Annotated in this window: 20 protein-coding genes; 1 reads left to right on the plus strand and 19 read right to left on the minus strand. The window is 69.6% G+C overall.

The window, feature by feature from the left end; translation table 11 throughout:
* Positions 1-86: 86 nt before the first annotated feature.
* From NIE111_RS07545 to NIE111_RS07630, 18 genes are all read right to left on the minus strand, one after another.
* Positions 87-2,966: an AfsR/SARP family transcriptional regulator gene (locus NIE111_RS07545; RefSeq protein ID WP_238683673.1), complete on the minus strand. Its 2,880-nt coding sequence runs from the start codon at positions 2,964-2,966 to the stop codon at positions 87-89.
* Positions 2,967-3,066: 100 nt separating this feature from the next.
* Positions 3,067-4,044 (minus strand): carbohydrate kinase family protein, encoded by a 978-nt coding sequence (locus NIE111_RS07550; RefSeq protein ID WP_238683674.1) that lies wholly within the window; start codon positions 4,042-4,044, stop codon positions 3,067-3,069.
* A gap of 15 nt (positions 4,045-4,059) precedes the next feature.
* On the minus strand, positions 4,060-5,505 hold the full coding sequence (ahcY, locus tag NIE111_RS07555) for an adenosylhomocysteinase (RefSeq protein WP_238683675.1): 1,446 nt from the start codon (positions 5,503-5,505) through the stop codon (positions 4,060-4,062).
* Between the two features lie 106 nt (positions 5,506-5,611).
* A complete protein-coding gene (locus NIE111_RS07560; RefSeq protein ID WP_238683676.1) occupies positions 5,612-7,075 on the minus strand; it encodes a peroxidase family protein in 1,464 nt (487 codons plus the stop codon).
* 154 nt (positions 7,076-7,229) lie between these two features.
* Positions 7,230-8,615, minus strand: a complete 1,386-nt coding sequence (locus NIE111_RS07565) for an acetyl-CoA carboxylase biotin carboxylase subunit (RefSeq protein ID WP_238683677.1) — start codon at positions 8,613-8,615, stop codon at positions 7,230-7,232.
* A 4-nt stretch (positions 8,616-8,619) separates the two neighbouring features.
* Entirely contained in the window at positions 8,620-9,057 is a 438-nt protein-coding gene (locus NIE111_RS31925; protein WP_266303753.1) for an acetyl-CoA carboxylase biotin carboxyl carrier protein, read from the minus strand.
* A complete protein-coding gene (locus NIE111_RS07575; protein ID WP_238683678.1) occupies positions 9,044-10,705 on the minus strand; it encodes an acetyl-CoA carboxylase carboxyltransferase subunit alpha in 1,662 nt (553 codons plus the stop codon). Before NIE111_RS07575 ends, NIE111_RS31925 begins: the two co-directional genes overlap by 14 nt.
* On the minus strand, positions 10,702-11,172 hold the full coding sequence (locus NIE111_RS07580; protein WP_238683679.1) for an SRPBCC family protein: 471 nt from the start codon (positions 11,170-11,172) through the stop codon (positions 10,702-10,704). The genes NIE111_RS07575 and NIE111_RS07580 overlap by 4 nt, the downstream gene beginning before the upstream one ends.
* 4 nt (positions 11,173-11,176) lie before the next feature.
* The gene (locus tag NIE111_RS07585) at positions 11,177-11,434 is read right to left on the minus strand and encodes an acyl carrier protein (RefSeq protein WP_091394916.1); all 258 of its coding nucleotides are present in this window, start codon (positions 11,432-11,434) and stop codon (positions 11,177-11,179) included.
* Positions 11,431-11,895: a cupin domain-containing protein gene (locus tag NIE111_RS07590; protein ID WP_238683860.1), complete on the minus strand. Its 465-nt coding sequence runs from the start codon at positions 11,893-11,895 to the stop codon at positions 11,431-11,433. Before NIE111_RS07590 ends, NIE111_RS07585 begins: the two co-directional genes overlap by 4 nt.
* A complete protein-coding gene (locus NIE111_RS07595; RefSeq protein WP_238683680.1) occupies positions 11,895-12,902 on the minus strand; it encodes a class I SAM-dependent methyltransferase in 1,008 nt (335 codons plus the stop codon). The genes NIE111_RS07590 and NIE111_RS07595 overlap by 1 nt, the downstream gene beginning before the upstream one ends.
* The gene (locus NIE111_RS07600) at positions 12,899-13,240 is read right to left on the minus strand and encodes a TcmI family type II polyketide cyclase (protein ID WP_238683681.1); all 342 of its coding nucleotides are present in this window, start codon (positions 13,238-13,240) and stop codon (positions 12,899-12,901) included. Before NIE111_RS07600 ends, NIE111_RS07595 begins: the two co-directional genes overlap by 4 nt.
* 4 nt (positions 13,241-13,244) lie before the next feature.
* Positions 13,245-14,867, minus strand: coding sequence for an FAD-dependent oxidoreductase (locus NIE111_RS07605; protein ID WP_238683682.1), 1,623 nt, complete (start codon positions 14,865-14,867; stop codon positions 13,245-13,247).
* Positions 14,860-15,186, minus strand: a complete 327-nt coding sequence (locus tag NIE111_RS07610; RefSeq protein WP_210781784.1) for an antibiotic biosynthesis monooxygenase family protein — start codon at positions 15,184-15,186, stop codon at positions 14,860-14,862. Before NIE111_RS07610 ends, NIE111_RS07605 begins: the two co-directional genes overlap by 8 nt.
* 15 nt (positions 15,187-15,201) lie before the next feature.
* Positions 15,202-16,260: a methyltransferase gene (locus NIE111_RS07615; RefSeq protein ID WP_238683683.1), complete on the minus strand. Its 1,059-nt coding sequence runs from the start codon at positions 16,258-16,260 to the stop codon at positions 15,202-15,204.
* The gene (locus NIE111_RS07620; protein ID WP_238683684.1) at positions 16,257-17,477 is read right to left on the minus strand and encodes a ketosynthase chain-length factor; all 1,221 of its coding nucleotides are present in this window, start codon (positions 17,475-17,477) and stop codon (positions 16,257-16,259) included. Before NIE111_RS07620 ends, NIE111_RS07615 begins: the two co-directional genes overlap by 4 nt.
* Positions 17,474-18,736 (minus strand): beta-ketoacyl-[acyl-carrier-protein] synthase family protein, encoded by a 1,263-nt coding sequence (locus NIE111_RS07625; protein ID WP_238683685.1) that lies wholly within the window; start codon positions 18,734-18,736, stop codon positions 17,474-17,476. Before NIE111_RS07625 ends, NIE111_RS07620 begins: the two co-directional genes overlap by 4 nt.
* An 81-nt stretch (positions 18,737-18,817) precedes the next feature.
* Complete coding sequence (locus NIE111_RS07630; RefSeq protein WP_196920881.1) at positions 18,818-19,627, minus strand: AfsR/SARP family transcriptional regulator; 810 nt, start codon at positions 19,625-19,627, stop codon at positions 18,818-18,820.
* Positions 19,628-19,838: 211 nt separating this feature from the next.
* Here NIE111_RS07630 and metK point away from each other — a divergent pair, with 211 nt between their 5' ends.
* Positions 19,839-21,026, plus strand: coding sequence for a methionine adenosyltransferase (gene metK / locus NIE111_RS07635; protein ID WP_238683686.1), 1,188 nt, complete (start codon positions 19,839-19,841; stop codon positions 21,024-21,026).
* A gap of 91 nt (positions 21,027-21,117) precedes the next feature.
* Here the strand turns inward: metK and NIE111_RS07640 are convergent, their stop codons facing one another.
* Complete coding sequence (locus tag NIE111_RS07640; RefSeq protein ID WP_238683687.1) at positions 21,118-21,819, minus strand: response regulator; 702 nt, start codon at positions 21,817-21,819, stop codon at positions 21,118-21,120.
* Positions 21,820-21,936: the final 117 nt, after the last annotated feature.

Below are 21,936 nucleotides of genomic sequence, written 5' to 3' on the forward strand. Positions count from 1 at the left end.
CGCACCGCTGCCAAGGTGTGAACACCCGTCGATGGGTTGGATATCCGCGTTCGGGCCCGTGTCTGATTGTCACTACCGGCAGGAGGTCAGGAGCCGTAGATGCTGACCTTCAGCTTTTCTCGAATGGCCGCCGCCTGCACCTCGTCGCGTCCGTTGTAGACATCCAAGGCCTGATGCCACACCTTCCACGCGGAGGCGAGGTCACCCGCCGCCTCGTAGGTGTCGCCGAGGCGGGCCAGCGCGCTGGCTTGGAGGGTGGTCTCACCAACCTCCGTAGACAGGTCGACCGCGCGTCGCCCACAGGAGAGCGCCTGGGCGTGGTCACCTCGTTGGTGGTGAACATGCGCCAGGCTGTCCCACACGTACGCCTCACCGTGGAGGTCGCCCAGGCGTTGCGTGAGAGTGACGGCGCGTCCGCAGTAGTCAAGAGCGCGGGTGTGGTCCCCCAGCAGGCTGTGATACCACCCGACCGCATTGAGCGCGCTGGCCACACCAGCTTCGGGGCCCACACGCCGGTAGAGGTGCAACATGTGTTCGGCGTGCGCCAGCGCGTCACCGTAGCTTCCCTGGCGCTCGGCCAACCAGGACAGATTGCTGTGGACCTGCGCCTGTCCCGTCCGATCCCCGATCTCGACGTACAGATTCAGGGCAGAGCCGTGGTGCTGGCGGGCACGGTCGTAGTGCCCCAGGCGGGTGTGGGCGTTGGCGAGGCCGCGATGACAGCGCGCCTCGGCCCTGCGGTCCTTCAGCCGCTGCGCGGCGACGAGACCCGTGGCCTCGACCGCGGCCCACTCGTGCCACCACCCGAGCCGGTTGAGGAAGGTGGTCAGTGTCCAGCCAAGTTGCCATGCGTGCGAGTCGAACCCGTTCGACGCTGCCATGTCGACCGCCATGACGAGTGCCCGCCGTTCGTGCGTATACCAGGCGAACGCCGCGTCGCTGTCAGCGAGGATCTCCGTGGTCACGCCGGGCTGCGGCGCCGCGAGGTCGATCGAGTCACGCCGGTGCGGATAGATCAGCCGATCGGCGACATGGGCGGTGTGCAGGTAGTGGTCGAGCATCCGATGCCGCGCGGCGCGTCGATCGCGCTCGGTCTCGTGGACATCGACGAGTTCGCGCGCGTACGCGCGCAGGAGATCGTGGAGCGCGTACCGGTCGGTCGAACGCCGCTCGACCATGTGGACGGCTACCAGGTCGGCCAGCAGTCGACTGGTCTGGTCCAGCGGCAGTCCGGCCAGGCTGGCGCAGGTCGAGACTGCCATCTCCAGGCCGTGGTGCAGGCCGAGCAGGCGAAACAGTCGGGCGTGTTCGGGGCTGAGAGCGCGGTAGGAACCGGAGAGAACTGTGCGGAGGTCGGAGCCCGGATCGTCTCCGGCAAGGACGTCCAGGTCCTTGCCGCTCCCGAGGCGACTGGCGAGGACCTCGATCGAGAGCTGGACGTCGGTGGCCGCACGCGCCGCGACGATGGCCAGCGCCAGGGGTAGTCCCGCACACCGGCGGATGATCTGGTCGACGGCTTCCGCGTCCCGCACGACCCGGGCGACGCCGAGGCGGCGGGTGAGCAACTCGTGCGCTTCCACCTCGGTGAGCATGTCGAGTGCGACGGGTTGAGCCCCTTCGTTCACGACGAGTCCGGTGAGCCTGTTTCGGCTGGTGACCACGACCAGGCAGGACGGGCTGCCCGGAAGCAGTGGGCGTACCTGTGCCGCGTCGCGGGCGTTGTCCAGCACTACCAGCACTCGCCGATCGGCCAGGACACTGCGGTAGAGACTCGCCTGGGCGTTGAGCCCGGGAGGTATCCGGTCCGGCGGAACGTTCAACGCTTCCAGGAAGTCTCGGAGGACGTCGGTCGACTTGAGGGCCGCCGTTCCGTCCGGGCCGAACCCGTCCAGGTTCACAAAGAGCTGCCCGTCCGGGAAACGGTCACGGACCCGATGTGCCCAACGGACGGCAAGCGTGGTCTTGCCGACACCGGCGTGGCCCACGATGGACAGGACCGTCGGGCGCGGCTGGTCGGTGGGATCGGTCGCCAGAGCCCCATCCAACTCGGCCAGACTGGCGGAACGGCCGACGAACAGGGCCCCTTGCATGGGAAGTTGAGCCGGGCGAACAGGTGTCGCACCGGCGCCGGACACAACGGCGACGCCCTCGGGACGCGCCGACGGGTCGAGGGCTCGGTCTTGCCGAAGAATCGCCTCGTAGGTCTTCCGCAGTTCGTCGCCCGGGTCGACGCCCAGTTCGTCGGCGAGCGTGGAAGCGACGCGCTGGTACGCCTCGATCGCCTCGGCCTGCCGTCCGGACTGGTAGAGGCCTGTCATCAGCATTGCCGCGAGCCGCTCGCGCAGCGGATGTCTCACCACCAGATCAGTCAGTTCGGCGACCACGGCAGCCCCGGCGCCGACGGTCAGCTCGCACTCCAGACACTCTTCGAGAACCGCGATGCGCATCTCCTCCAACACGGCCGCCTCGCGCTCCAGGACGATGCCGTTCAGATCCGCGAGCGCAGGACCCCGCCACATCGACACCGCCTGACGCAGCACGACAGCAGCCTTGCGCTTGTCATCGAGCGCCATGAGGCGCCGCCCCTCGGACACGGCGTCCTTGAATCGGGCGAGGTCCAGCTGACTCGCGTCGACCCGAAGCCGGTAGTTGGCGCGCTCACCAACCAGCAGATGCGCCGCACCGTAGCGATCAAGTGTGCGACGTAGCTGCCAGATTCCGCTGTGGATCTGGTTGCGAGCTGTCGCGGGCGGGTCCCCGCTCCAGGCGACGGCGATCAGGTCCGCGGCGGACACCAGCTGACCATGGCGGAGGAGCAGACCGGCCAGCAGCCTTCTCTGCCGCTCGCCGCCCATCTCTACGCGTTGGTCACCAACGCGAACCTCCAGGGGCCCGAGCACCATGAAGTCGATCGGCACCGCCACGATGACACCCCCGATGTGCGGATCGGCCCGTAGGGTAGTCATCCGGTATCACAGTGTCAAGATCGAGCTTCGCTAGTCGTCGTAAATCGTCTGAAGACCGCCCCCGGGACGGGCCCGGCTCGTCCCCGGGGCGGCGGTCCGATCAGACCCGAGCCAGCCCCAGCGCCCGCACGTCGACGGCGACGTCCGGGCCGTAGGAGTCGGCGATGCGGCGCTCGAAAGCAGCGGCGTCGACCGTGTATTCCTGCGGGCCCTCGACCTCCAGCACGTGCGCCGCCAGTACGCAGCCCACCTGTGCCGCGCGCTCGATGGGCAGGTCGGCGGCGAGCGCGGCGAAGAAGCCGGCCCGGAAGCCGTCGCCGACACCGGTCGGGTCGACGATGCGGCCCACCCGCGCCGCCGGCACCAGGAAGTCACAGTCCTGACCGGTGACGCGTACCCCGTTGGCGCCCAGGGTCACGACCCGCACGCCCACGCGGCGCAGGATGTCGTCCTCACTCAGCCCGGTCTTCGACTCCAGCAGCGCCGCCTCGTACTCGTTCGTCAACAGGTAACCAGCACCGTTGATCATGGCCTCGATGTCGGCCGACGGCATCCGGGCCAGCTGCTGTGACGGGTCCGCGGCGAAGGGCAGGCCCAGCCGGCGGCAGGCGGCGGCGCGGGCGAGCATCGTGTCCGGGTTCTCCGCGGCGACGATGACGAGCCCGAGCCCGCCAGCCCGCGCGGCGACACCGTCGAGGCTGATCCGGTCGGGCTCGCCCATCGCGCCGGGGTAGAAGGACGCGATCTGGCAGAGGTCGGTGTCGGTGGTGCAGATGAACCGGGCTGTGTGTGCGACGGAGCTGACCTGCACCTCCGAGCAGTCGACCCCGTGCCGCTCCAGCCAACTGCGGTAGTCCCCGAAATCGCCGCCGACCGCGCCGAGCAGCACCGGCCGGTGCCCGAGTTGAGCGAGCCCGAAGGCGATGTTGGCAGCGACCCCGCCGCGCCGGACGACCAGGTCGTCGACGAGGAACGAGAGCGAGACGGTGTCGAGGCTGCCGGCGATGAGTTGCTCGGCAAACCGCCCCGGGAAGCGCATCAGATGGTCGGTCGCGATCGAGCCAGATACGGCGATCATGCGAAGCGCGCCCTCTCAGTAGCGGTAGTGGTCGGGCTTGTACGGCCCCTCGACCGGGACACCGAGGTAGTTGGCTTGTTCCTTCGTCAGTTCGGTGAGGCGGACACCCAGCGCGGAGAGGTGGAGTCGGGCCACCTTCTCGTCCAGGTGCTTCGGAAGGGTGTGGACACCGATCGGGTACTGGTCGGTGGTGGTGAACAGCTCGATCTGCGCGATGGTCTGGTTGGCGAAGCTGTTCGACATCACGAAACTCGGATGCCCGGTGGCGTTGCCCAGGTTCAACAGCCGACCCTCCGACAAGACGATGATCGAGTGGCCGTCCGCGAACCGCCACTCGTCCACCTGCGGCTTCACAGTGATCCGCTCGACGTCCCCGCGCTTCGCGAGACCAGCCATGTCGATCTCGTTGTCGAAGTGGCCGATGTTCCCCACGATCGCCTGGTGCTTCATCCGCGCCATGTGCTCGTTGGTGATGACGCTGAAGCAGCCCGTCGCCGTCACGAAGATGTCGGCGGTCTCGACAACGTCGTCGATGGTCGCGACCTGGTAGCCGTCCATCGCTGCCTGCAGGGCACAGATCGGGTCCACCTCGGTCACGATGACCCGCGCTCCCTGACCACGCAGACTCTCGGCGCAGCCCTTACCGACGTCGCCGTACCCGAACACCACCGCGACCTTCCCACCGATCAGCACATCGGTGGCCCGGTTGATCCCGTCGATCAACGAGTGCCGGCAGCCGTACTTGTTGTCGAACTTGCTCTTGGTCACCGAGTCGTTCACGTTGATCGCCGGGAACAGCAGGCTTCCTGCCTGCTGCATCTCGTACAGCCGGTGCACGCCGGTAGTGGTCTCCTCGGTCACCCCCTTGATCCCGGCGGCGACCCGCGTCCAGCGACCGTTGTCCTCCCGCAGCGACTGCGTCAGCACACCGAGGATGACCTCGTACTCCTCGGAGTCGGCGCTCTCCGGCGACGGAACCGCCCCGATGGCCTCGAACTCGGCGCCCTTGTGCACCAGCAGCGTGGCATCACCGCCGTCGTCGAGAATCATGTTCGGGCCCTGCCCGTCCGGCCAGAGCAGCACCTGCTGGGTGCACCACCAGTACTCGTCGAGGGACTCGCCCTTCCAGGCGTAGACCGGGACACCCGCCGGGGCTTCCGGGGTGCCGGTCGGGCCGACAACGATCGCTGCCGCCGCGTGGTCCTGGGTCGAGAAGATGTTGCAGGACGCCCACCGGACCTGCGCGCCGAGGGCCACCAACGTCTCGATCAACACCGCCGTCTGGATGGTCATGTGCAGCGAGCCGGTGATCCGCGCACCCTTCAACGGCTGCCGCGAGGCGTTCTCCCTCCGGATCGACATCAGACCCGGCATCTCATGCTCGGCCAGTTCGATCTCCTTACGCCCGAAGGCCGCCAACGACAGATCCGCCACCTTGAAATCGCTGAAGTTGCCAGTCATGTCCGCACCCTCCCGCACCAGTGTCGAGGACCGTTGGAGTCCCGTTCAACCGCGCCCGTGCTCCACACACCGAGCCACTGCGGGCCCGGGTGCGGAGCAGGCGCCGTCAGGAGTTGCGACTGGCCGGGTCGACCCTGGCGTACGTGAGCAGGTCGGCCATCGTGAACTGGCCCGAGAAGCGGGCGGGCAGGGTCGGGCGCCAGTTGGGCTGCACCTTCAGGTAGCTCGCCGGGTCCAGCTGGGCGATGCCGATGAGCACCTCCGCCACAATTCGCCCCCCTACCGCGCCCAGCGAACCGCCGCCGGCCTGGAGTTGTGCCTCCTTGAGGATGTAGTAGAAGAGCGGGGTGTTGGAGTCCAGGCCGAGGCCGTACCCACTGAGCTCCGGGAAGTTGAAGCTGCCGAGGGCGGGCGCCCCGATGTGTGCGGCGACCCGCTGGCCCGATGGGATGCCGAAGGTGAGCTGACGGAGCAGGTCACGTCCGAGCAGGTTGGCCGACGGCGAGCCGGACGGCGGTGGGGGCAACGGAAAGCCGAACAGCGGCGTCGAGTTGCGGACGTCGATCCACTTGCTCCACCGCACCTGGCCGTCGAAGAACTGGAACCAGAACTGGTGGTCGAGGTAGCGACGGGCGGCCCGCTTCCCACCACGCAGGTCGGCCGGGTCGGCGCCGCTCAGCGCCGGGTCGAAGAGCATGGCGTAGAACTCGTCGCCGCCGTTGCCGGTCCGGTTGACCAGGTAGGCCGGTCGTGGCTGGCTGTGGCCGAAGCGGAACGCCGCCGCTGTGAACTCGACCGGGATGAACGTCGCGTTCGGCTCCGGCTTGTAGAAGCGACGGCCGCCGTTGAGCACTGTGAAGACAGTGCCCGGGCCGGCGATCAGCGGAAGGAACTCGTTGAGCACGATCCACTGGTAGTGCCAGGTGACGAGTTGCCGGGCGGCGCCGAAGACCTGCGCCGCCGGTGTGCCCTGTGCGCGCACCAGGTCGACCACCCGGTTGTGGAAGAGGATGAACGCCGCCGTGATCTGCGCGATCGGCAGATTCTCGTCGTTGCGGACGTCGAACACGATCGCCCTGCCACTGGAGTTGCGGGGCAGGTCCTCGAAGCGTCCACCGGACTCGATCTTGAGTTTGGCGGGATCGGCCGAGTTGTACAGCTCCGGGTTCCCGGTTGGCCCGCCACCGTAGAGCGAGTCGAGGTCGAGGGCCGGCGTCCGCGGGTTGGGCACGGTGGTCGGGTCGACCGGCGTGCCCAGTGGCGCCGTCGTCTCGAAGGCCAGGTCGTGGTCGATGAACTGCCCGAAGTACGTCATGCCCTGCGGGATCGAGAAGTTGTCGGGGTTGTTGATGCTGTGCTGCTGCTGGTCGGCGAGCGCCTCCGCGCCGACGGTGAGCGGGTCGCGGGCGTCCATCGGGCCGCCGACGCGCGACAGGTCGATCAGCGCGTTCCGCATCTGGTTCGTCGCGGACCCGAACGCCGGCAGCGACGGGAACATCCGACCGAACCGGTTGGAGAACGCGGCCGCCGCCGGCGTCGCGTCGAGCAGGACTCCCCCGGTGCCGGCCACGAGCGCCCCCGCGCCGACTCCGGCCAATAATCGCCGTCGGCTGACACCTCGAGAAGCGTTGTCAATTGCCATGTCGGCCACCTTCCGTCCGCGGGCGCCCGCGTGGACGCACGGGCCGCAAACCCGCGAACCGGCAGCAGTGTGAACCCTTCGGTTAGTGGCGCCCTGGAGCTTCGGTGGTGTCCGGCTGGAGGCCGGTGAGCATGGTGTCGACAAGCGAGGTGTCGTGTTTCGCGGCGCGGAACAGCGGGTGGTCGAGCGTCGATCGGAGGAAGTCCCGGGTGGTGGCCACACCGGGCCCTTCGATGGCGCACTCGTCGAGCGCCCGGGCCATCCGGGCCAGGGCCTGGGTGCGGTCGGGCGCCCAGACGACCACCTTCGCGAGGAGGGAGTCGTAGTCGGCCGGGACCCGGTAGCCGGCGTACCCGTGTGTGTCGACCCGGACGAACGGGCCGGCGGGCAGGTCGAAGCGGGTCAGCTCACCCGGCGTCGGTACGAAGCCGCGCGCCGGGTCCTCGACGTTGACGCGACACTCGATCGCCGTGCCACGCGGCGTCACGTCGGCCTGGGTCAGCGCCAGCCGCTCGCCGGCCGCGACGAGGATCTGTTGCCGCACCAGGTCGACGCCGGTCACCAACTCGGAGACCGGGTGCTCGACCTGGAGCCGGCAGTTGACCTCCATGAGGTGGAAGTCGTCCCCACCGCCGACCAGGAACTCGAAGGTGCCCGCGCCGACGTAGCCGACACCGAGCGCGCCGGTGACCGCGGCGGCGGTCATCCGGTCGACCATGTGTTGCGGCAACCCGGGCGCGGGTGACTCCTCGATCAGCTTCTGGTGACGCCGCTGCACCGAGCAGTCGCGCTCGCCCAGGTGGATGCCGTTGCCGTAGCGGTCGGTGAGCACCTGCACCTCGACGTGGCGGGCCGACTCGAGGTAGCGCTCGATGTAGACCCGGTTGTCGCCGAAGAGCAGCTGCGCCTCGGCCCGCGCGGAGGCGAACTCACCCAGGAACGAGGCCGGGTCGCGGACCACCCGTACGCCCCGGCCGCCGCCACCGGCGACCGCCTTGATGATAAGCGGGAAACCGATCTCCTCGGCGACCCCGCGGGCGTGGGCCGCCGACTCGACGGCGTCGGTCGTACCGGGGAGTACGGGCAGGCCGAGGCCCGCCATGATGCCCCGCGTCCGAGCCTTGTCACCCAGCGCGGCCATCACGGCGGGCGGCGGCCCGATGAACGTGATCCCGTCGGCCTCGCAGATCTCGGCGAAGTCCGGGTCCTCGGAGAGGAAGCCGTAGCCCGGGTGGATGGCGTCGGCCCCGGTGCGGCGGGCCGCCTCGATGATGGCCGGGGCGCTCAGGTAGCTGCGCCGGCTTGGACCCGGCCCGATCTGGACGGCTTCGTCGGCCAGCCGCACCACCGCCGAGTCCCGGTCGACCGTCGAGTAGACCGCAACGGTACGCAACCCCATCTCCCGGCAGGTCCGGGCGATCCGGACCGCGATCTCGCCCCGGTTGGCGATCAGCACCGACTCGAACACTGGGTCAGCCCTCCGACACAGCTAAGGCGATCAACCGTTCGCCGTACTCGACCGGGGTCGAGTTGGGCACCAGCACCTTCACCACCTCGCCCGCGCGGTCGGCTTCCACCGGAATCATCATCTTCATCGCTTCGAGAATCGCGACCTGCTGGCCGGGCACGACCTGGTCGCCCTCACTGACGAACGGGTCGGCGCCGGGCGACGGGGCGAGGTAGAGCGTCGCGACCATCGGCGCGCACACGTAGTGCAGGCCGGCGTCGGCCTCCACCGGCGGGGCCGCCGGGGCGGCCGCCACCCCGGGTGCGCCGTCCGGCCACTCCACCTCGACCACCAGGTCACCGTGCTGGAGCCGGGCGCGGCGGACCGGACCAGGCGTCGACCCGATCAGCCGCGCGAGACTGCGGACCGCGGCATCCAGCGGGTCGCCGTTACCCTCCGGCATTCGTCAAACCTCCGATCTGTCGGAAGCGGGCCCGGCGCTGGGCCCGCACCTCCTCGCGGTTGAGACCAGCCAACTCCGCGAACGCGTCGACAACCGCCCGGTGTACGGCCGACGCCGTCGCCCCGGGATCGGCCGGTGCCCCGCCGGGTGGTTCGGGGACCACAGCGTCGACGACGCCGAGCGCCAGCAGGTCGCCGGCCTGGAGCTTGAGCTGCTCGGCGGCCTCGTCGGCCCGACCCGAGTCGTTCCAGAGGATCGCGGCGCAGCCTTCCGGGCTGATCACCGAGTACGTCGCGTTGGCGAGCATCAGCACCCGGTTGCCGACGCCGAGGGCGAGCGCACCTCCGCTGCCACCCTCGCCGGTCACTATCGCGACGACCGGAACCGTCAGCCCGGCCATCAGCCGGATGCTGTCGGCGATGGCGAGGGCCTGCCCGTTCTCCTCCGCGGAGATGCCGTGGTAGGCGCCGGGCGTGTCGATCAGCGTCACGATCGGCGTGCCGAGCTTCTCGGCCAGGCGCATCAGCCGGGCCGCCTTGCGATAGCCGGCCGGTGTCGCCATGCCGAAGTTGCGGCTGGCCACCTCGGCGACCGTGTGGCCCTTCTGATGGCCGATCACCACTGTGGGCCGGCCGTCGATCAGACCGAGGCCGCCGACGATCGCCGGGCAGTCACTCGCCAGCCGGTCGCCGTGCAGCTCCACGAAACCGTCCACGAAGTGGCCGATGTAGTCGAGTGTGGATGGTCGGCCGAGGTCGCGGGACAGCGCCACGACCGCCCACGGGTCCGCCGACTCGGGGGGCGTGGTGGCCCGTACCGGGTAAGGATCCGGCGCGGACCGGTCGGCCCCCGCGAAGGCCAGCAACCGGCCGATGGTCGGCCGCAGGTTCGACCGGGGCACCAGGTCGTCGAGCATGCCGCGGGCGAAGAGGTACTCGGCGGTCTGGAAGCCGGCCGGCAGCGGCTGACGCAGCGTCTGCTGGATGACCCTCGGCCCGGCGAAGCCGAGGCGCGCGCCCGGCTCGGCGAGGATGACGTCGCAGAGCGTCGCGAACGATGCCGCGACACCACCGTAGGTCGGGTCGCTGACCAGCGAGATCGTCAACACCCCGGCCTCGTCGAGGGCCCCGAGCGCCGCGCTCGTCTTGGCCATCTGCATGAGCGACAACACGCCCTCCTGCATCCGGGCGCCGCCGGAGGCGCTGACGATCAGCAGCGGCGTACGGGTTTCGAGCGCCAACTCGGCGGCCCGGGTGATCCGCTCGCCGACGCCCGTGCCGAGGCTGCCGCCGAGGAACCGGAAGTCCATGACCGCAGCTATCAACGGTTGCCCCTCGACAGTGCCCCGGACGCAGACGACCGCCTCGTCGAGCCCGGTACGTCGGCGGGCGGCCTCGATCCGCTGCGGGTAGGGCCTGGTGTCGACGAACCCCAGCGGATCGCCCAAGGCGCCGACCGGTGGCAGCTCCTCGACCGAGTCGAGATCGAAGAGCTGCTCGATCCGCTGGTGTGCGGTGACCTGGTCGTGGTGGTCGCACTCCGGGCAGACGCCCAGGTTGCGCTCGACCCGGCGCTGGTAGAGCAGCGCCCGGCAGCCCGGGCAGATCAACCAGCTCTTGCCGACGGGCGTGTTGACGGTGGCGGTCATGACTGTCCGCGTTCGGCCGCGGCCTTCTCCACGATCTCCCGGATGCGTGCCTGCTGCTCACGTGTGGTCCGGTTGAGGTGGGCGGTCATGCCCTCGTCGTCGGCGTGCCCGCCCGCCCGCATCTCGAAGTCCTGTACCCACCGCATCCGCACGCCGCCGTCCGGGATCTCGGTGTACTCCCAGAACAGGTTCATGTACTTGAAGGCGCCGGTCTCCAGCCGCCGTGCCCGCACCACCCGGTCGCTGCGGTCGGGCACCCGCTCGGAGACCCAGCTCCAGACCCGGCCGGCCGGGTCGGGGTGCATGGTCAGGCGGAAGACGACGGCCCCGTCGGCGGACGTCGAGAGCACTTCGGTGCTGGCGTACTCGCTGAACAGGGAGGGCCAGTTGGGGATGTCGTTGGTCAGATCCCAGACGAGGTCGAACGGTGCGTTGATGACGACCGCGTTGTCAGTGTGTCCGGCCATGGGGTCACCGATCCGCGAGTCGTTGGTTGACGTAGTCGACGGCGAGCCGCGGCGTCTTCATGATCGACACAGCGTCGTCGGGGATGCGCACCTCGTACTCCTGCTGCACCCGCGCCGCCAGCTCCAACAGCGCGAGCGAGTCGTAGCCGAGGTCGTCGAACGGCGCGTCGAGCGTCGCCGGATCGGCCCAGTCGGTCTGCTCGACCACGCCGGAACTGGTCTCCAGGATCCGACGCAGGTCGTCGAGGGTCAGTTGGCTCATGAGGTTCCTCCCGTCGGTCGCTGCCACCCGTCGCGCACGCCGCCGACCTGCGGCACCGGCGACTCGGGGTGCGGGACCTCCTCGGTGTCGACGTGGCCCAGCTCGGGGCGCGGGGCCAGCGGGCTGATCTGGAACACGATCAGCGCGGTCTCGCCACCGGCGTTGACGATGCGGTGCCGCTGGCCGCGACGGACCATGAGAGCCTCGTCGGGCGCGAGCTTGACCTCCGCGCCGTCGACGCGGATCACCACCTCGCCGCGCACCAGATAACAGAACTTGTCCGAGTACGGGTTGTACTGCTCCGCCAGGAACTCGCCCGGCTCCAGCCGGACCGTGCCCATGAAGCCCTCCGTCGCGTCGACGGTCTTCGGGCTGAGCAGGATCCGCACCTCGCCGCCGATCCGGTTGATGCCGGGCACGTCGGTGGCGGCGACCTTCACGATCGGTTGCCGATGCATGATCATCCCTTCTCTGCGACGAGCACTCGGAACGGCAGGTCCGTCGGGTGGACGGCGGCCGGGCCGAAGCCCGCCGCTGCGAGGGCCCGGTTGTAGGCGGCGACGGAGTGCGACTCCCCCTCGAAGGTCCAGACCAACATCAACACCGAGAAGAGGTACGGCGCCGGGTCCAGTGCCGGCGACTCGTCGCCAGTGGTGAAACCGACGATGACCAGCCGCCCACCCGGCTTGACCACGGAACCGAGCCGGGCCACCAACTCGTGCACCCGCTCCTCGGAGAAGTGGTGGGTGACGTTGGTGAGCAGCGCGACGTCGTAGGGGCCGCCGAGATCTGTGGTGAACATGTCACCCGGCAGGAACGACGCCCGGTCGCGCACGCCGAGCCGCTCGGCGTGCTTCTCCGTCACGGCGAGCACGTTGGGCCAGTCCAGCGAGGTCACCGCCGCCTGGGGGTTGTGCTGCGCGAGGGTGTAGCCGTAGACGCCGTGGCCACAGGCGACGTCGAGGATGTCGAGTTCGGCGCGCTCCTTCGTCCACGGCGCGAGCGCCTCGGCCATCACCTCGGCGGTCGGCTGCGCGACCTTCGTCGCGTAGGCGGCGAAGTCCTCCCAGTAGGTGTACTCCGGGGTCTCGGCGTGCACGTCGAGCACTGTGCCGCCGGCCCGTACGGCGGCGCTGAGGTCGCGCAACGCGTCCCACTCCCAGTCGCTCGACATCACCTTGACCATGCCGCCCAGGTAGTCCGGACGGGTGGTGACCAGGTGGTCGGCGGCCGCCGGGGTGAGCGAGAAGTGCTCGCCGGTCCGGTCGGTGAGGCGGATCGCGGTGAGCGCGTCGAGCAGGATGCGCGCCCCTCGTGGGTGGATGCCGAGCTGCGGGGCGAGCCCGCTGGCCGTGGCCGGGCCTGCGGCGAGCGCGTCGAACACACCCAGCTCGACACCGGTACGCAGCAGGCTCGTCTTCTTGTATGCCTGCATCATGTCGTTGATGTCGCGGCGGGTCAGCGTCACGTGATGCTCCCTGTCTCGGGGCTCCAGGTGTAGAAGGGCGTGGCCTTCGAGTCCTGCAACTCGGTCATGCTGTCCGGGGCGTAGCGCTGCAGGTAGGCCGAGAGCCGCCGGTTGACGTCCTGGAAGTCCGTGCGGGCTCGGGCCGCGAGGAGCTTGTCGAAGACGTCGGTGTCGGCCTCGAGCAGGTGCATGTAGAGGTCCTGGTACTGGAAGAGCGTGCGCCGCGAGATGCCGACGACGTGGGGCATGTCGCCCTTGTCGTGCTCGGCGAAGAGCTCGGCGACCGCGTCGGCGTGACCGGGGGCCATCCGCATGACCATGAGGGCGCGGTAGGACATGTGCTCACGCTCCCCGCAGGATCGTGGCCAGGGCGGCGGCAAGGGTCTGCGCCTGGTCGTCGACCGGGCCGGCGCTGCGGAAGGCGACGATCCCGTCGGGGCGTACCAGCAGCGCCCCGCCGGGGCCGACTCCGCAGCTCGCGAGCCACGAACCGTCGTCGGCGAGGTCACCGTCGGGGCCGGCGGTCAGCGCCTTGATCGGAAGCCCGGTCTCCGCCGAGACCGCCTCGGCTGCTGCGAGCCAGGCGTCGTCGCCCGGAGCCGTGGCCAACGTCCAGCCCTCGGTCAGCACGTCGATAGTGGAGACCCGAGCGCCGTCGTGGTCCACCCAGCCGTGCGGGGCACGCGATCCGGGTTGGCCGGTGAAGGTCAGCTCGCGGGGCAGCAGCTCGGTGTCGGCGGGCGCGCCGACGATCGCGTTGGACGTGTAGCGGTAGCCCATCGTCACGATGACGAAGTCCCGGTAGGCGGCCTTGTCCTCGTCGGCGAGCTGGCCCCGGGTGCGGAAGAGCATCCACGCCTGGTCGGCGGTAGCGGCGCCGACCGGACGACGCTCGGCTTCGTAGGAGTCGAGCAGGCTCTCGTCGGCCCGCCCCGCAAGGACGTCGGCGAGCTTCCACGCCAGGTTGTGCGCGTCCTGGATGCCGGCGTTGACGCCGAAGCCGCCGGCCGGCGGGTGGGCGTGACACGCGTCGCCGGCGAGGAAGACCCGCCCTGACTGGTACGCGTCGGCGACCATGTGCCGCGCGTCCCAGGGCTGGGCCGACTCGACCTCGACCTCCAGCTCGGGGTCACCGGCCGCGATCCGGGCCAGTTCGACGCAGCGTTCCGGTGTGAAGTCGGCCGGCGACTGCCCCCGCTCGGGGTAGTAGTTGACGCCGAACATCCACCGCCCCGGCTCGATGAAGAGCAGCAGACCCTGGGCGAGCTGGTTCATCAGGTAGATCAGCGTGAACCGGGGTGCCGACTCGGGCAGGTCGACCTTGGCGCGGAAGATGATGCTGACGAAGTTCCCGGCGACACCGTTGCTGCGGTCTCCGATCTCAAGCATGTTCCGGACGGGGCTCTTCACGCCGTCGGCCGCGACGACGTAGCGCGCCCGGATGGTGCGTGTCGTGCCGTTGTCGTTGACTGTCGCGGTCACCCCGTCCTGGTCCTGGGTCAGCCCGATCAGCTCGTTCTGGAAGCGGATCTCCGCGCCCGCCTCGACGGCGGCGTCGTGGAGCAGCGGCTCGTAGTGGTCCTGGCCGCACCAGATCGGCCAGCTCGGCGTGAACGGGTCGTAGTCGACGTCGTGCGCCTCCATGACGAACGACTTGTGGAGGTCGGCCAGGGACTGGGCGCCGAGCATGACCAGTGGCGTGGCGCGGCCGGCGCGGACGAGGTCGAGTTCGGCGCCCGGCCCGACGATCTTCATGCCGGCCTGCTGCACGGCCGGCTCCAGGCCGACGGTGCGGAAGATCTCCACAGTGCGGGCGTGCAGACCGGTCGCGCGGGGGATCGTCGACAGCCGGGGCCGACGTTCGACCAGGATCGGCCGGATCCCCTTGCGGGCCAGGAAGAGCGCGGTCGACAAACCGACCGGGCCGCCGCCGACGATCAGGACGTCGGTGCTTCCGTCAGACATGAGCGTCCTCCGTGTAGACGACTTTGTAGAGGTGGCGTTCCGGCGTGGCGATCGCGCGTACCTCGCCGAAGTGAGGGTGGACCTCGGGGTTCTGGAGCATCGCCGTGAAGTGCTCTTCGCTCTTCCACTGCGCGTAGTTGACGACCCGGGTTCCGTCGAGGCTGGCGTGGATGTTCGCCGACACGAAACCGTCGACCTTGGACATCACCGCGTCGGTGGCCTCGATCAGGATGTCGACGAGCTTCTGCTGGTTGGCCGGCTCGACGGTGAAGACGTTGACCATCGTCACGACCGGCTGGTCGATGCCGATGTGTGCCATTGCGGGCTTCCTTTCCTAGATCGGACGCGCTTCGAGCAGGGCCCAGCCGCGGGACGCCGGGGTGTTGACCAGCTCGAAACCGGACGCGGTGAACAGCGCCTGCCATTCGCGGAGGTCGCGCTCCTTGCCGCCGAAGAGCACCAGCATGTCGATGTCGATGATCTTGGCGTGGTCCCACTGGTTGCGCGGCGGCACGATCTGGTCGATCGCGATGAGGCGGGAGTCGGCGTCGCCGATCGCCGCGCGGATCCGACGTAGCAGCGTGACGCAGGTGTCGTCCGGCCAGTTGTGGACGATCGACTTCAGGATGTACGCGTCGGCGCCGGCCGGCAGCTCGTCGGTGAAGAAGTCGCCGCCCCGCACCTCGACCCGCTCGGTGACACCGTGCTCCTTGAGCAGCGGCTCGGCATCGGCCACCACCTCGGGCAGGTCGAAGAGGACACCGGTGCCCTCGGGGTGACGCTGGAGCATCTTGGCCAGGAAGTAGCCGTTGCTGCCGCCGATGTCGGCGATCCGGCCGAACCGCTCGGGCGCCAACTCCGCCGCGAACCGGTCGGCGAGCCGCCGGCTCCAGTGGGCCATGAAGCCCTCGAAGAACCGGTTGGCCTCCGGGTGGGCCTGGAGGTAGTCGTAGAAGCCCATGCCGAAGACCTTGTTGAAGGCCGGCTCGCCGGTGCGGACGCTGTGCAGGATCTCCGCGTACGGGAGGCGGTTGAAGTCGGCGCCGCTGAACTGCACCATCGGCCGCAGCCCGCCGATTCGGGCCGACGTCAGCCCCTCGCCGAGCGGGGTCAGCGCGAACGCCCCGTCCTCCTGCTCGTCGAAGATGCCGACCGCGCAGGCCGCGCGCAGGATCCGCCGCAGCGCGTCCTCGTGCGACTCGGTCGCCGCCGCCAGTTGGGCTACCGGCACCGGTCCGTCGACGAGCAGGTCGGCAACGCCGAGCTCGGTGACCACGTAGATCACGTTGGCGATCTGTTTGGCGCTTCCCAGCACCGCGATCTGCCGTTCACGCAGGTCAAGTGCCTGCTGCTCGTCGAAGTTCGCGACGGCGGCGAGGCTGGCGTCGGTCATCGTCCATTCCTTTCGTCGGTCACGACCATGGCCGCGTTGAACCCGCCGTAGCCCCTGGCGAGGACGAGCGCCGCGCGTACGGGTGTCTCCCGCGCGACGTCGCGCACCAGGTCGAGGTGCAGGCCCTCGGCCGGCTGGCGGATGTTTGTGGTGGGCGGGATGACTCCGTGCCGGATCGACAGCAGCGCGGAGACGAGGTCGAGCGCCGCCCCGCCCGAGTAGAGCCGGCCGGTCATCGTCTTGGGCGCGGTCACCGGCACCCCGCGTGGGCCGAAGACCGCTGTGATCGCCTCGGCTTCGGCGCGGTCGAGCGCCGCGACACCGGCGCCGTCGGCGAAGACGACGTCGATGTCGGCCGGTGTGAGACCGGCGTCGGACACTGCCATCTCGGCCGCCCGACGCAGACCCGGCGGACGGCCGGAGCCGGGCCGGGGGTCGAACGTGGCGCCGTAACCGGCGATCACCCCGTAGACGGCGGCCCCGCGCCGGGCGGCGGCGTGTTCGTCCTCCAACACGAGGATCGCCCCGCCCTCGCCCGGCACGTAACCCGACGCGTTGGCGTCGAACGGCAGGTACGCCGTGGCCGGATCACGCCCCGTACTGAGGAGGCCGTTGGCGAGCTGGGCCGTCCAGCCCCACGGGCAGAGCGACGCGTCGACACCGCCGGTCATCACGAGCTGCACGCCCTTGCGCACCTGACGTCGGGCCTGCGCCACCGCGTCGAGCCCGCCCGCCTGCTCGGTGACGAGCACGCCGGTCGGCCCACGCATCCCGTGACGGATGGAGATCTGGCCGGTGTTGACAGCGTAGAACCAGGCGAACGACTGGTAGGCGCTGACGTGCTCCGAGCCCTTGCTCCAGAGCTTCTCCAGCTCACGATGGCCGAACTCGAAGCCGCCCGACGCGCTGGCCGTGACGACACCCATGCCGAACTCGGGCAGCGCCGACGGGTCGACCGACGCGTCGGCCAGCGCCCACTGCGCCGCCGTCAACGACAGCCGGGTCATGTGGTCCGTCTGCGCCATCAGCCGGCTCGGGATGTGCTCGGCCGCCTCGTACCCGGGCACCTCGCCGGCCAACTGGGCGGGATAACCCGAGGGGTCGAAACGGCTGATCGGCCCAATGCCACCCACCCCGGCGACGGTGGCCGCCCAGAAGGCGTCGCGGCCCAACCCGTTGGGCGCGGCCACCCCGACCCCGGTGACGACAGTGGTCATGCCACACGCGCCAGGAGCATCGCGCTCTGGAAGCCGCCGAACCCGCTGCCCACGCTCAACACCACGTCGGTCTGCTGCTCACGGGCGGTGAGCGGCACGTAGTCGAGGTCACACTCCGGGTCGCGTTCGTGCAGGTTGGCCGTCGGCGGCACCGCCCCGTACTTGATCGCCAGGGCCGACGCCGCGATCTCGATCGAGCCGATGGCGCCGAGCGAGTGGCCGATCATCGACTTGATCGAGCTGACCGGGGTGCGGTACGCGTGGTCGCCGAGGCTCCGCTTGAACGCCGCAGTCTCGTGCCTGTCGTTCTGCTTCGTACCCGAACCGTGCGCGTTGATGTAGTCGACGGCGTCGCCGGGCAGCCGGGCGTCGGCGAGCGCGACCCGGATCGCCTCGGCCATCTCCCGCCCGTCGGGTCGCAGGCCGGTCATGTGGAACGCGTTGGAGCGCGAGGCGAACCCGACCAGTTCGGCGTAGATCTGCGCGCCTCGCCGGCGGGCGTGCTCGAGCTCTTCGAGGACGAACATCGCCGAACCCTCACCGAGAACGAACCCGTCGCGACTGTTGTCGAACGGCCGGGAGGCGTGCGTCGGGTCGTCGTTGCGGGCCGTGGTCGCCTTGATCGCGTCGAAGCAGGCCACGGTGATCGGCGAGATCGGGGCGTCGGTCGCGCCGGCGATCATCACGTCGGCCGAGCCCTCCCGGATCAGCTCCCGGGCGTGGCCGACCGAGTCGAGGCCCGACGTGCAGCCGGTGGAGACCACCGTCGCCGGACCTTCCGCCCCGACCGACCACGCCACCTCGCGGGCGAACGAGCTCGGTACCAGATAGTCGTAGAGGTGCGGGGTGGCGTACCGGTGGTCGGTCAGCCATTTCCGGCCGCCGTCGCTGACCACGACGTACTCCTCTTCGAGGCTCATCGTGGCCCCAACCGCCGTGCCGACACTCACGCCGACCCTTGTCGGGTCGACGACCTCGAAGCCGCTGTCGGCCAGCGCCTCCCGGGTGCAGACCACTGCCATCTGGGCCGCCCGGTCCATCCGGCGGACCTCCTGCGGCGACAGGCCCTCGGCGACCGGGTCGAAGTCGGCCTCCGCGGCCACCCGCGACCGGAAGGGGGTGGCGTCGAAGAACGACAGGGTACGGGTGGCCGTGCGGCCAGCGGTCAACAGTTCCCAGAACGCCTTGGTGCCCAGTCCACCGGGGGCGATGACGCCAATCCCGGTGATGACCACCCGACGGTCGGATGTGCTCGTCATGGAAGACCTCCTGGCCGCGATATCCGTGTGAAAGCTAGGGACGGCCGGTCGAACGGCGCTGGAGCGTCGGTCGAGGGCCTGTCACGAGGCCCTGGCGAGCCCGGGGCGCAGTGGCCCGCCGGCGGCCAACACCTCCCGCTGGAGCCGCTGGAGGTCAGGCGAAGGGTCCAGGCCCAACTCCTCACTGAGCACCCGGCGCAGGTGGTGGTACGCCTGCAACGCCTCGCCACGGCGCCCGGAGCGACTGAGCGCCACGATGAGCTGGCGGTGGAACCACTCGTTGAGCGGGTACGTGCCCACGAGATAGCGCAGCTCGCCGATCAGCTCGCGGTGGCGGCCGAGCGTGATGTCGGCCTGGATGCGCAGCTCCAACGCGCGGATCCACTGCTCCTGGAGGTGGATCGCGTGCGCCTCCAGCGCCGGCCCGAACGTCACGTTGGCGCCCACCGGCCCCGTCCACATGGCCAGCGCCCGCCGCAGCACCTCGGCGCCCTCCTCGGGCCGGTCCGACTCGATATGCGAGCGACCCTGGTCGAGCATCGTCTCGAACACCTCGGCGTCGAGCTGGCCCGGCTCCACCCTGAGCAGGTAGCCCCGGGCGCGGCTCTCCAACACGGTCCGGTCCGGGGTCTCTATGCCCTCCTTCGCGAAGAGCTTGCGCAGGTGGTAGATGTAGGTCTGCACAGTGGTGACGGCGCTGCGCGCCGGATCGTCACCCCACAGCTCCCGGATTATCGAGTCGACCAGAACGACCCGATTGGCCCGCATCACCAGCAACGCCAACACGGTCCGCACCTTCGGCGGCGTCGGCGTGCAGATCCGGCCCTCGTGGATCACTTCAAGCGACCCGAGAATCTCGTACCTGACCACAGTGGTCCCCCCATTCCCCATAGCACTCGTCGAGACGCTCTCAAGCTATGGATGAGCAGGACGTGTCGGAACGACCGCAGGTAGCGACATCGCGGGTTCTTCCGAGGATCGATGCGTGTCGAAAGTTGTACGGCGCGTACCCCTTCGATCGCTCGATGTTTCCTCCAGGCAACCTCCACCAGGGGCGGGAAGACTCGCCGGGCCCCCACGCCCCTCGGGTTAGGAGTCACACATGTCGCGCCGCCTCTTCACCTCCGAGTCGGTCACCGAAGGTCATCCCGACAAGATCGCCGATCAGATCAGCGACGGGATCCTCGACGCGCTACTGGCGCAGGACCCGCACAGCCGGGTCGCCGTCGAAAGCCTGATCACCACCGGCCAGGTCCACGTCGCGGGCGAGGTCACCACGCAGGCCTACGCCGACATCCCGCGCATCGTGCGGGAAACGGTCCTGGGCATCGGGTACGACTCGTCGAAGAAGGGCTTCGACGGCGCCTCCTGCGGCGTCAGCATCTCGATCGGCGCCCAGTCGCCCGACATCGCGCAGGGCGTCGACACGGCTATCGAGCTGCGCGACGGTTCGTCCGGCGGTGGGCTCGACGCCCAGGGCGCCGGTGACCAGGGCATGATGTTCGGCTTCGCCTGCTCGGAGACGCCGGAGCTGATGCCGCTGCCGATCGCTCTGGCCCACCGGCTGGCCCGTCGTCTGGCCGCCGTCCGCAAGGACGGCACAGTGCCGTACCTGCGGCCGGACGGCAAGACCCAGGTCACCGTCGAGTACGACGGCCTACGCCCGGTCCGGCTCGACACCGTCGTGGTCTCCACGCAGCACGCCGCCCACATCTCCCTCGACGAACTGCTCGCCCCCGACATCCGGAACCACGTGATCACGCCGGAGCTGGAGGCGCTCGACCTCGACACCGAGGGTTACCGGCTGTTGGTCAACCCGACGGGCCGGTTCGAGATCGGTGGCCCGATGGGCGACGCCGGCCTGACCGGCCGGAAGATCATCGTCGACACCTACGGCGGGTACGCCCGGCACGGTGGTGGCGCCTTCTCGGGCAAGGACCCGTCGAAGGTCGACCGCTCGGCGGCGTACGCGATGCGGTGGGTGGCGAAGAACGTCGTCGCCGCGGGCCTGGCCGAACGGTGTGAGGCGCAGGTGGCCTACGCGATCGGCAAGGCCCACCCGGTGAGCCTGTTCGTGGAGACGTTCGGGACGGAGACGGTGCCGCTCGACCGGATCGAGAAGGCGATCGGTGAGGTCTTCGACCTGCGCCCGGCGGCGATCATCCGCGACCTGGACCTCCTGCGTCCGATCTACCAGCAGACGGCAGCCTACGGCCACTTCGGCCGTGAACTCCCGGACCTGACGTGGGAGCGCACGGACCGTGCCGCAGACCTCAAGGCCGCTTGTTGAGGAACGTCGCCGGTCGCCAGGGCCTGTTTCATAAGGGCGGTCGAGCCGAGGCGGGCGCGCCGCAGGCCGGCCAGTTCTTCTTAAACAGGCCCTAGAACGGCGGGCGGCGCGGGCGTGGCACCAACCGGTCGTGTGGCAGCGTCACCAGTGACGCTGCCACCGCCTTGTTGACCGCGTCGATGCGGGAGACCGCGCCGAGCTTCGCGAAGATGCGACGCAGGTGGCTCTTCACAGTGGCCTCGGTCAGGTCGAGTCGCCGTGCGATCTGGGCGTTGGTCATTGCCTCGGCCGCGAGTTGCAGGATCTCCAGCTCGACGGGAGACAGAATGGTGGACTCCGCGTTCTGCACCTGCACGAGGCTCTGACCGGAGACCGAGAGCAGCACCGAGCCACTGCCGTCCCGTGCCTTGCGGATCGCGGCGACCAACTCCTCACGACCCACGCTCTTGAGCAGGTAGGCGCGAACCCCGGCGGCGATCAGCCGGCGCAGCAGGTCGGGGCTGTCATACATGCTGAGGATGACGACAGCGCTGGCCGGCGACACCTCACGGATGCGGCGCACCGTTACCACCGGGTCGTCGCCGGGAATCTCGACGTCGAGCAGCACCACGTCGGGCCGCTCCGACGCCGCCTTGGCGACCGCGGTGGCCGAGTCGCCCGCCTCGTCGACGACGTCGAGGTCGGCGTGCACCTCGAGCACCCAGCGCAGCCCCTCGCGGACGAGAGCGTGGTCGTCGACTATGAGGATGGTGGTGGTGGCGCCGGCGGGAAACCCGCCGTCGGACCGCGTCAACCTAACCCCCAGACCCCATCCCCCGACGCCAGCGTGCACACGATTGGCACCGTATCGCGGACGTGTGACACCACAGCTATCGTGGCGTCCTCCCGACACGAAGAACGCCACGATCGC

It is taken from the genome of Micromonospora hortensis, assembly GCF_022230935.1.
GTDB classification, from domain to species: Bacteria; Actinomycetota; Actinomycetes; order Mycobacteriales; family Micromonosporaceae; genus Micromonospora; species Micromonospora hortensis.

What these genes read in the sequence shown, in the direction of transcription:
- NIE111_RS07545 (WP_238683673.1), bottom strand. Translation starts at nt 2,966, where the DNA reads ATGACTACCCTACGGGCCGATCCGCACATCGGGGGTGTCATCGTGGCG.
- NIE111_RS07550 (WP_238683674.1), bottom strand. Translation starts at nt 4,044, where the DNA reads ATGATCGCCGTATCTGGCTCGATCGCGACCGACCATCTGATGCGCTTC.
- ahcY (WP_238683675.1), bottom strand. Translation starts at nt 5,505, where the DNA reads ATGACTGGCAACTTCAGCGATTTCAAGGTGGCGGATCTGTCGTTGGCG.
- NIE111_RS31925 (WP_266303753.1), bottom strand. Translation starts at nt 9,057, where the DNA reads ATGCCGGAGGGTAACGGCGACCCGCTGGATGCCGCGGTCCGCAGTCTC.
- NIE111_RS07575 (WP_238683678.1), bottom strand. Translation starts at nt 10,705, where the DNA reads ATGACCGCCACCGTCAACACGCCCGTCGGCAAGAGCTGGTTGATCTGC.
- NIE111_RS07580 (WP_238683679.1), bottom strand. Translation starts at nt 11,172, where the DNA reads ATGGCCGGACACACTGACAACGCGGTCGTCATCAACGCACCGTTCGAC.
- NIE111_RS07585 (WP_091394916.1), bottom strand. Translation starts at nt 11,434, where the DNA reads ATGAGCCAACTGACCCTCGACGACCTGCGTCGGATCCTGGAGACCAGT.
- NIE111_RS07600 (WP_238683681.1), bottom strand. Translation starts at nt 13,240, where the DNA reads ATGTCCTACCGCGCCCTCATGGTCATGCGGATGGCCCCCGGTCACGCC.
- NIE111_RS07605 (WP_238683682.1), bottom strand. Translation starts at nt 14,867, where the DNA reads ATGTCTGACGGAAGCACCGACGTCCTGATCGTCGGCGGCGGCCCGGTC.
- NIE111_RS07610 (WP_210781784.1), bottom strand. Translation starts at nt 15,186, where the DNA reads ATGGCACACATCGGCATCGACCAGCCGGTCGTGACGATGGTCAACGTC.
- NIE111_RS07615 (WP_238683683.1), bottom strand. Translation starts at nt 16,260, where the DNA reads ATGACCGACGCCAGCCTCGCCGCCGTCGCGAACTTCGACGAGCAGCAG.
- NIE111_RS07620 (WP_238683684.1), bottom strand. Translation starts at nt 17,477, where the DNA reads ATGACCACTGTCGTCACCGGGGTCGGGGTGGCCGCGCCCAACGGGTTG.
- NIE111_RS07625 (WP_238683685.1), bottom strand. Translation starts at nt 18,736, where the DNA reads ATGACGAGCACATCCGACCGTCGGGTGGTCATCACCGGGATTGGCGTC.
- NIE111_RS07630 (WP_196920881.1), bottom strand. Translation starts at nt 19,627, where the DNA reads ATGGGGAATGGGGGGACCACTGTGGTCAGGTACGAGATTCTCGGGTCG.
- metK (WP_238683686.1), top strand. Translation starts at nt 19,839, where the DNA reads ATGTCGCGCCGCCTCTTCACCTCCGAGTCGGTCACCGAAGGTCATCCC.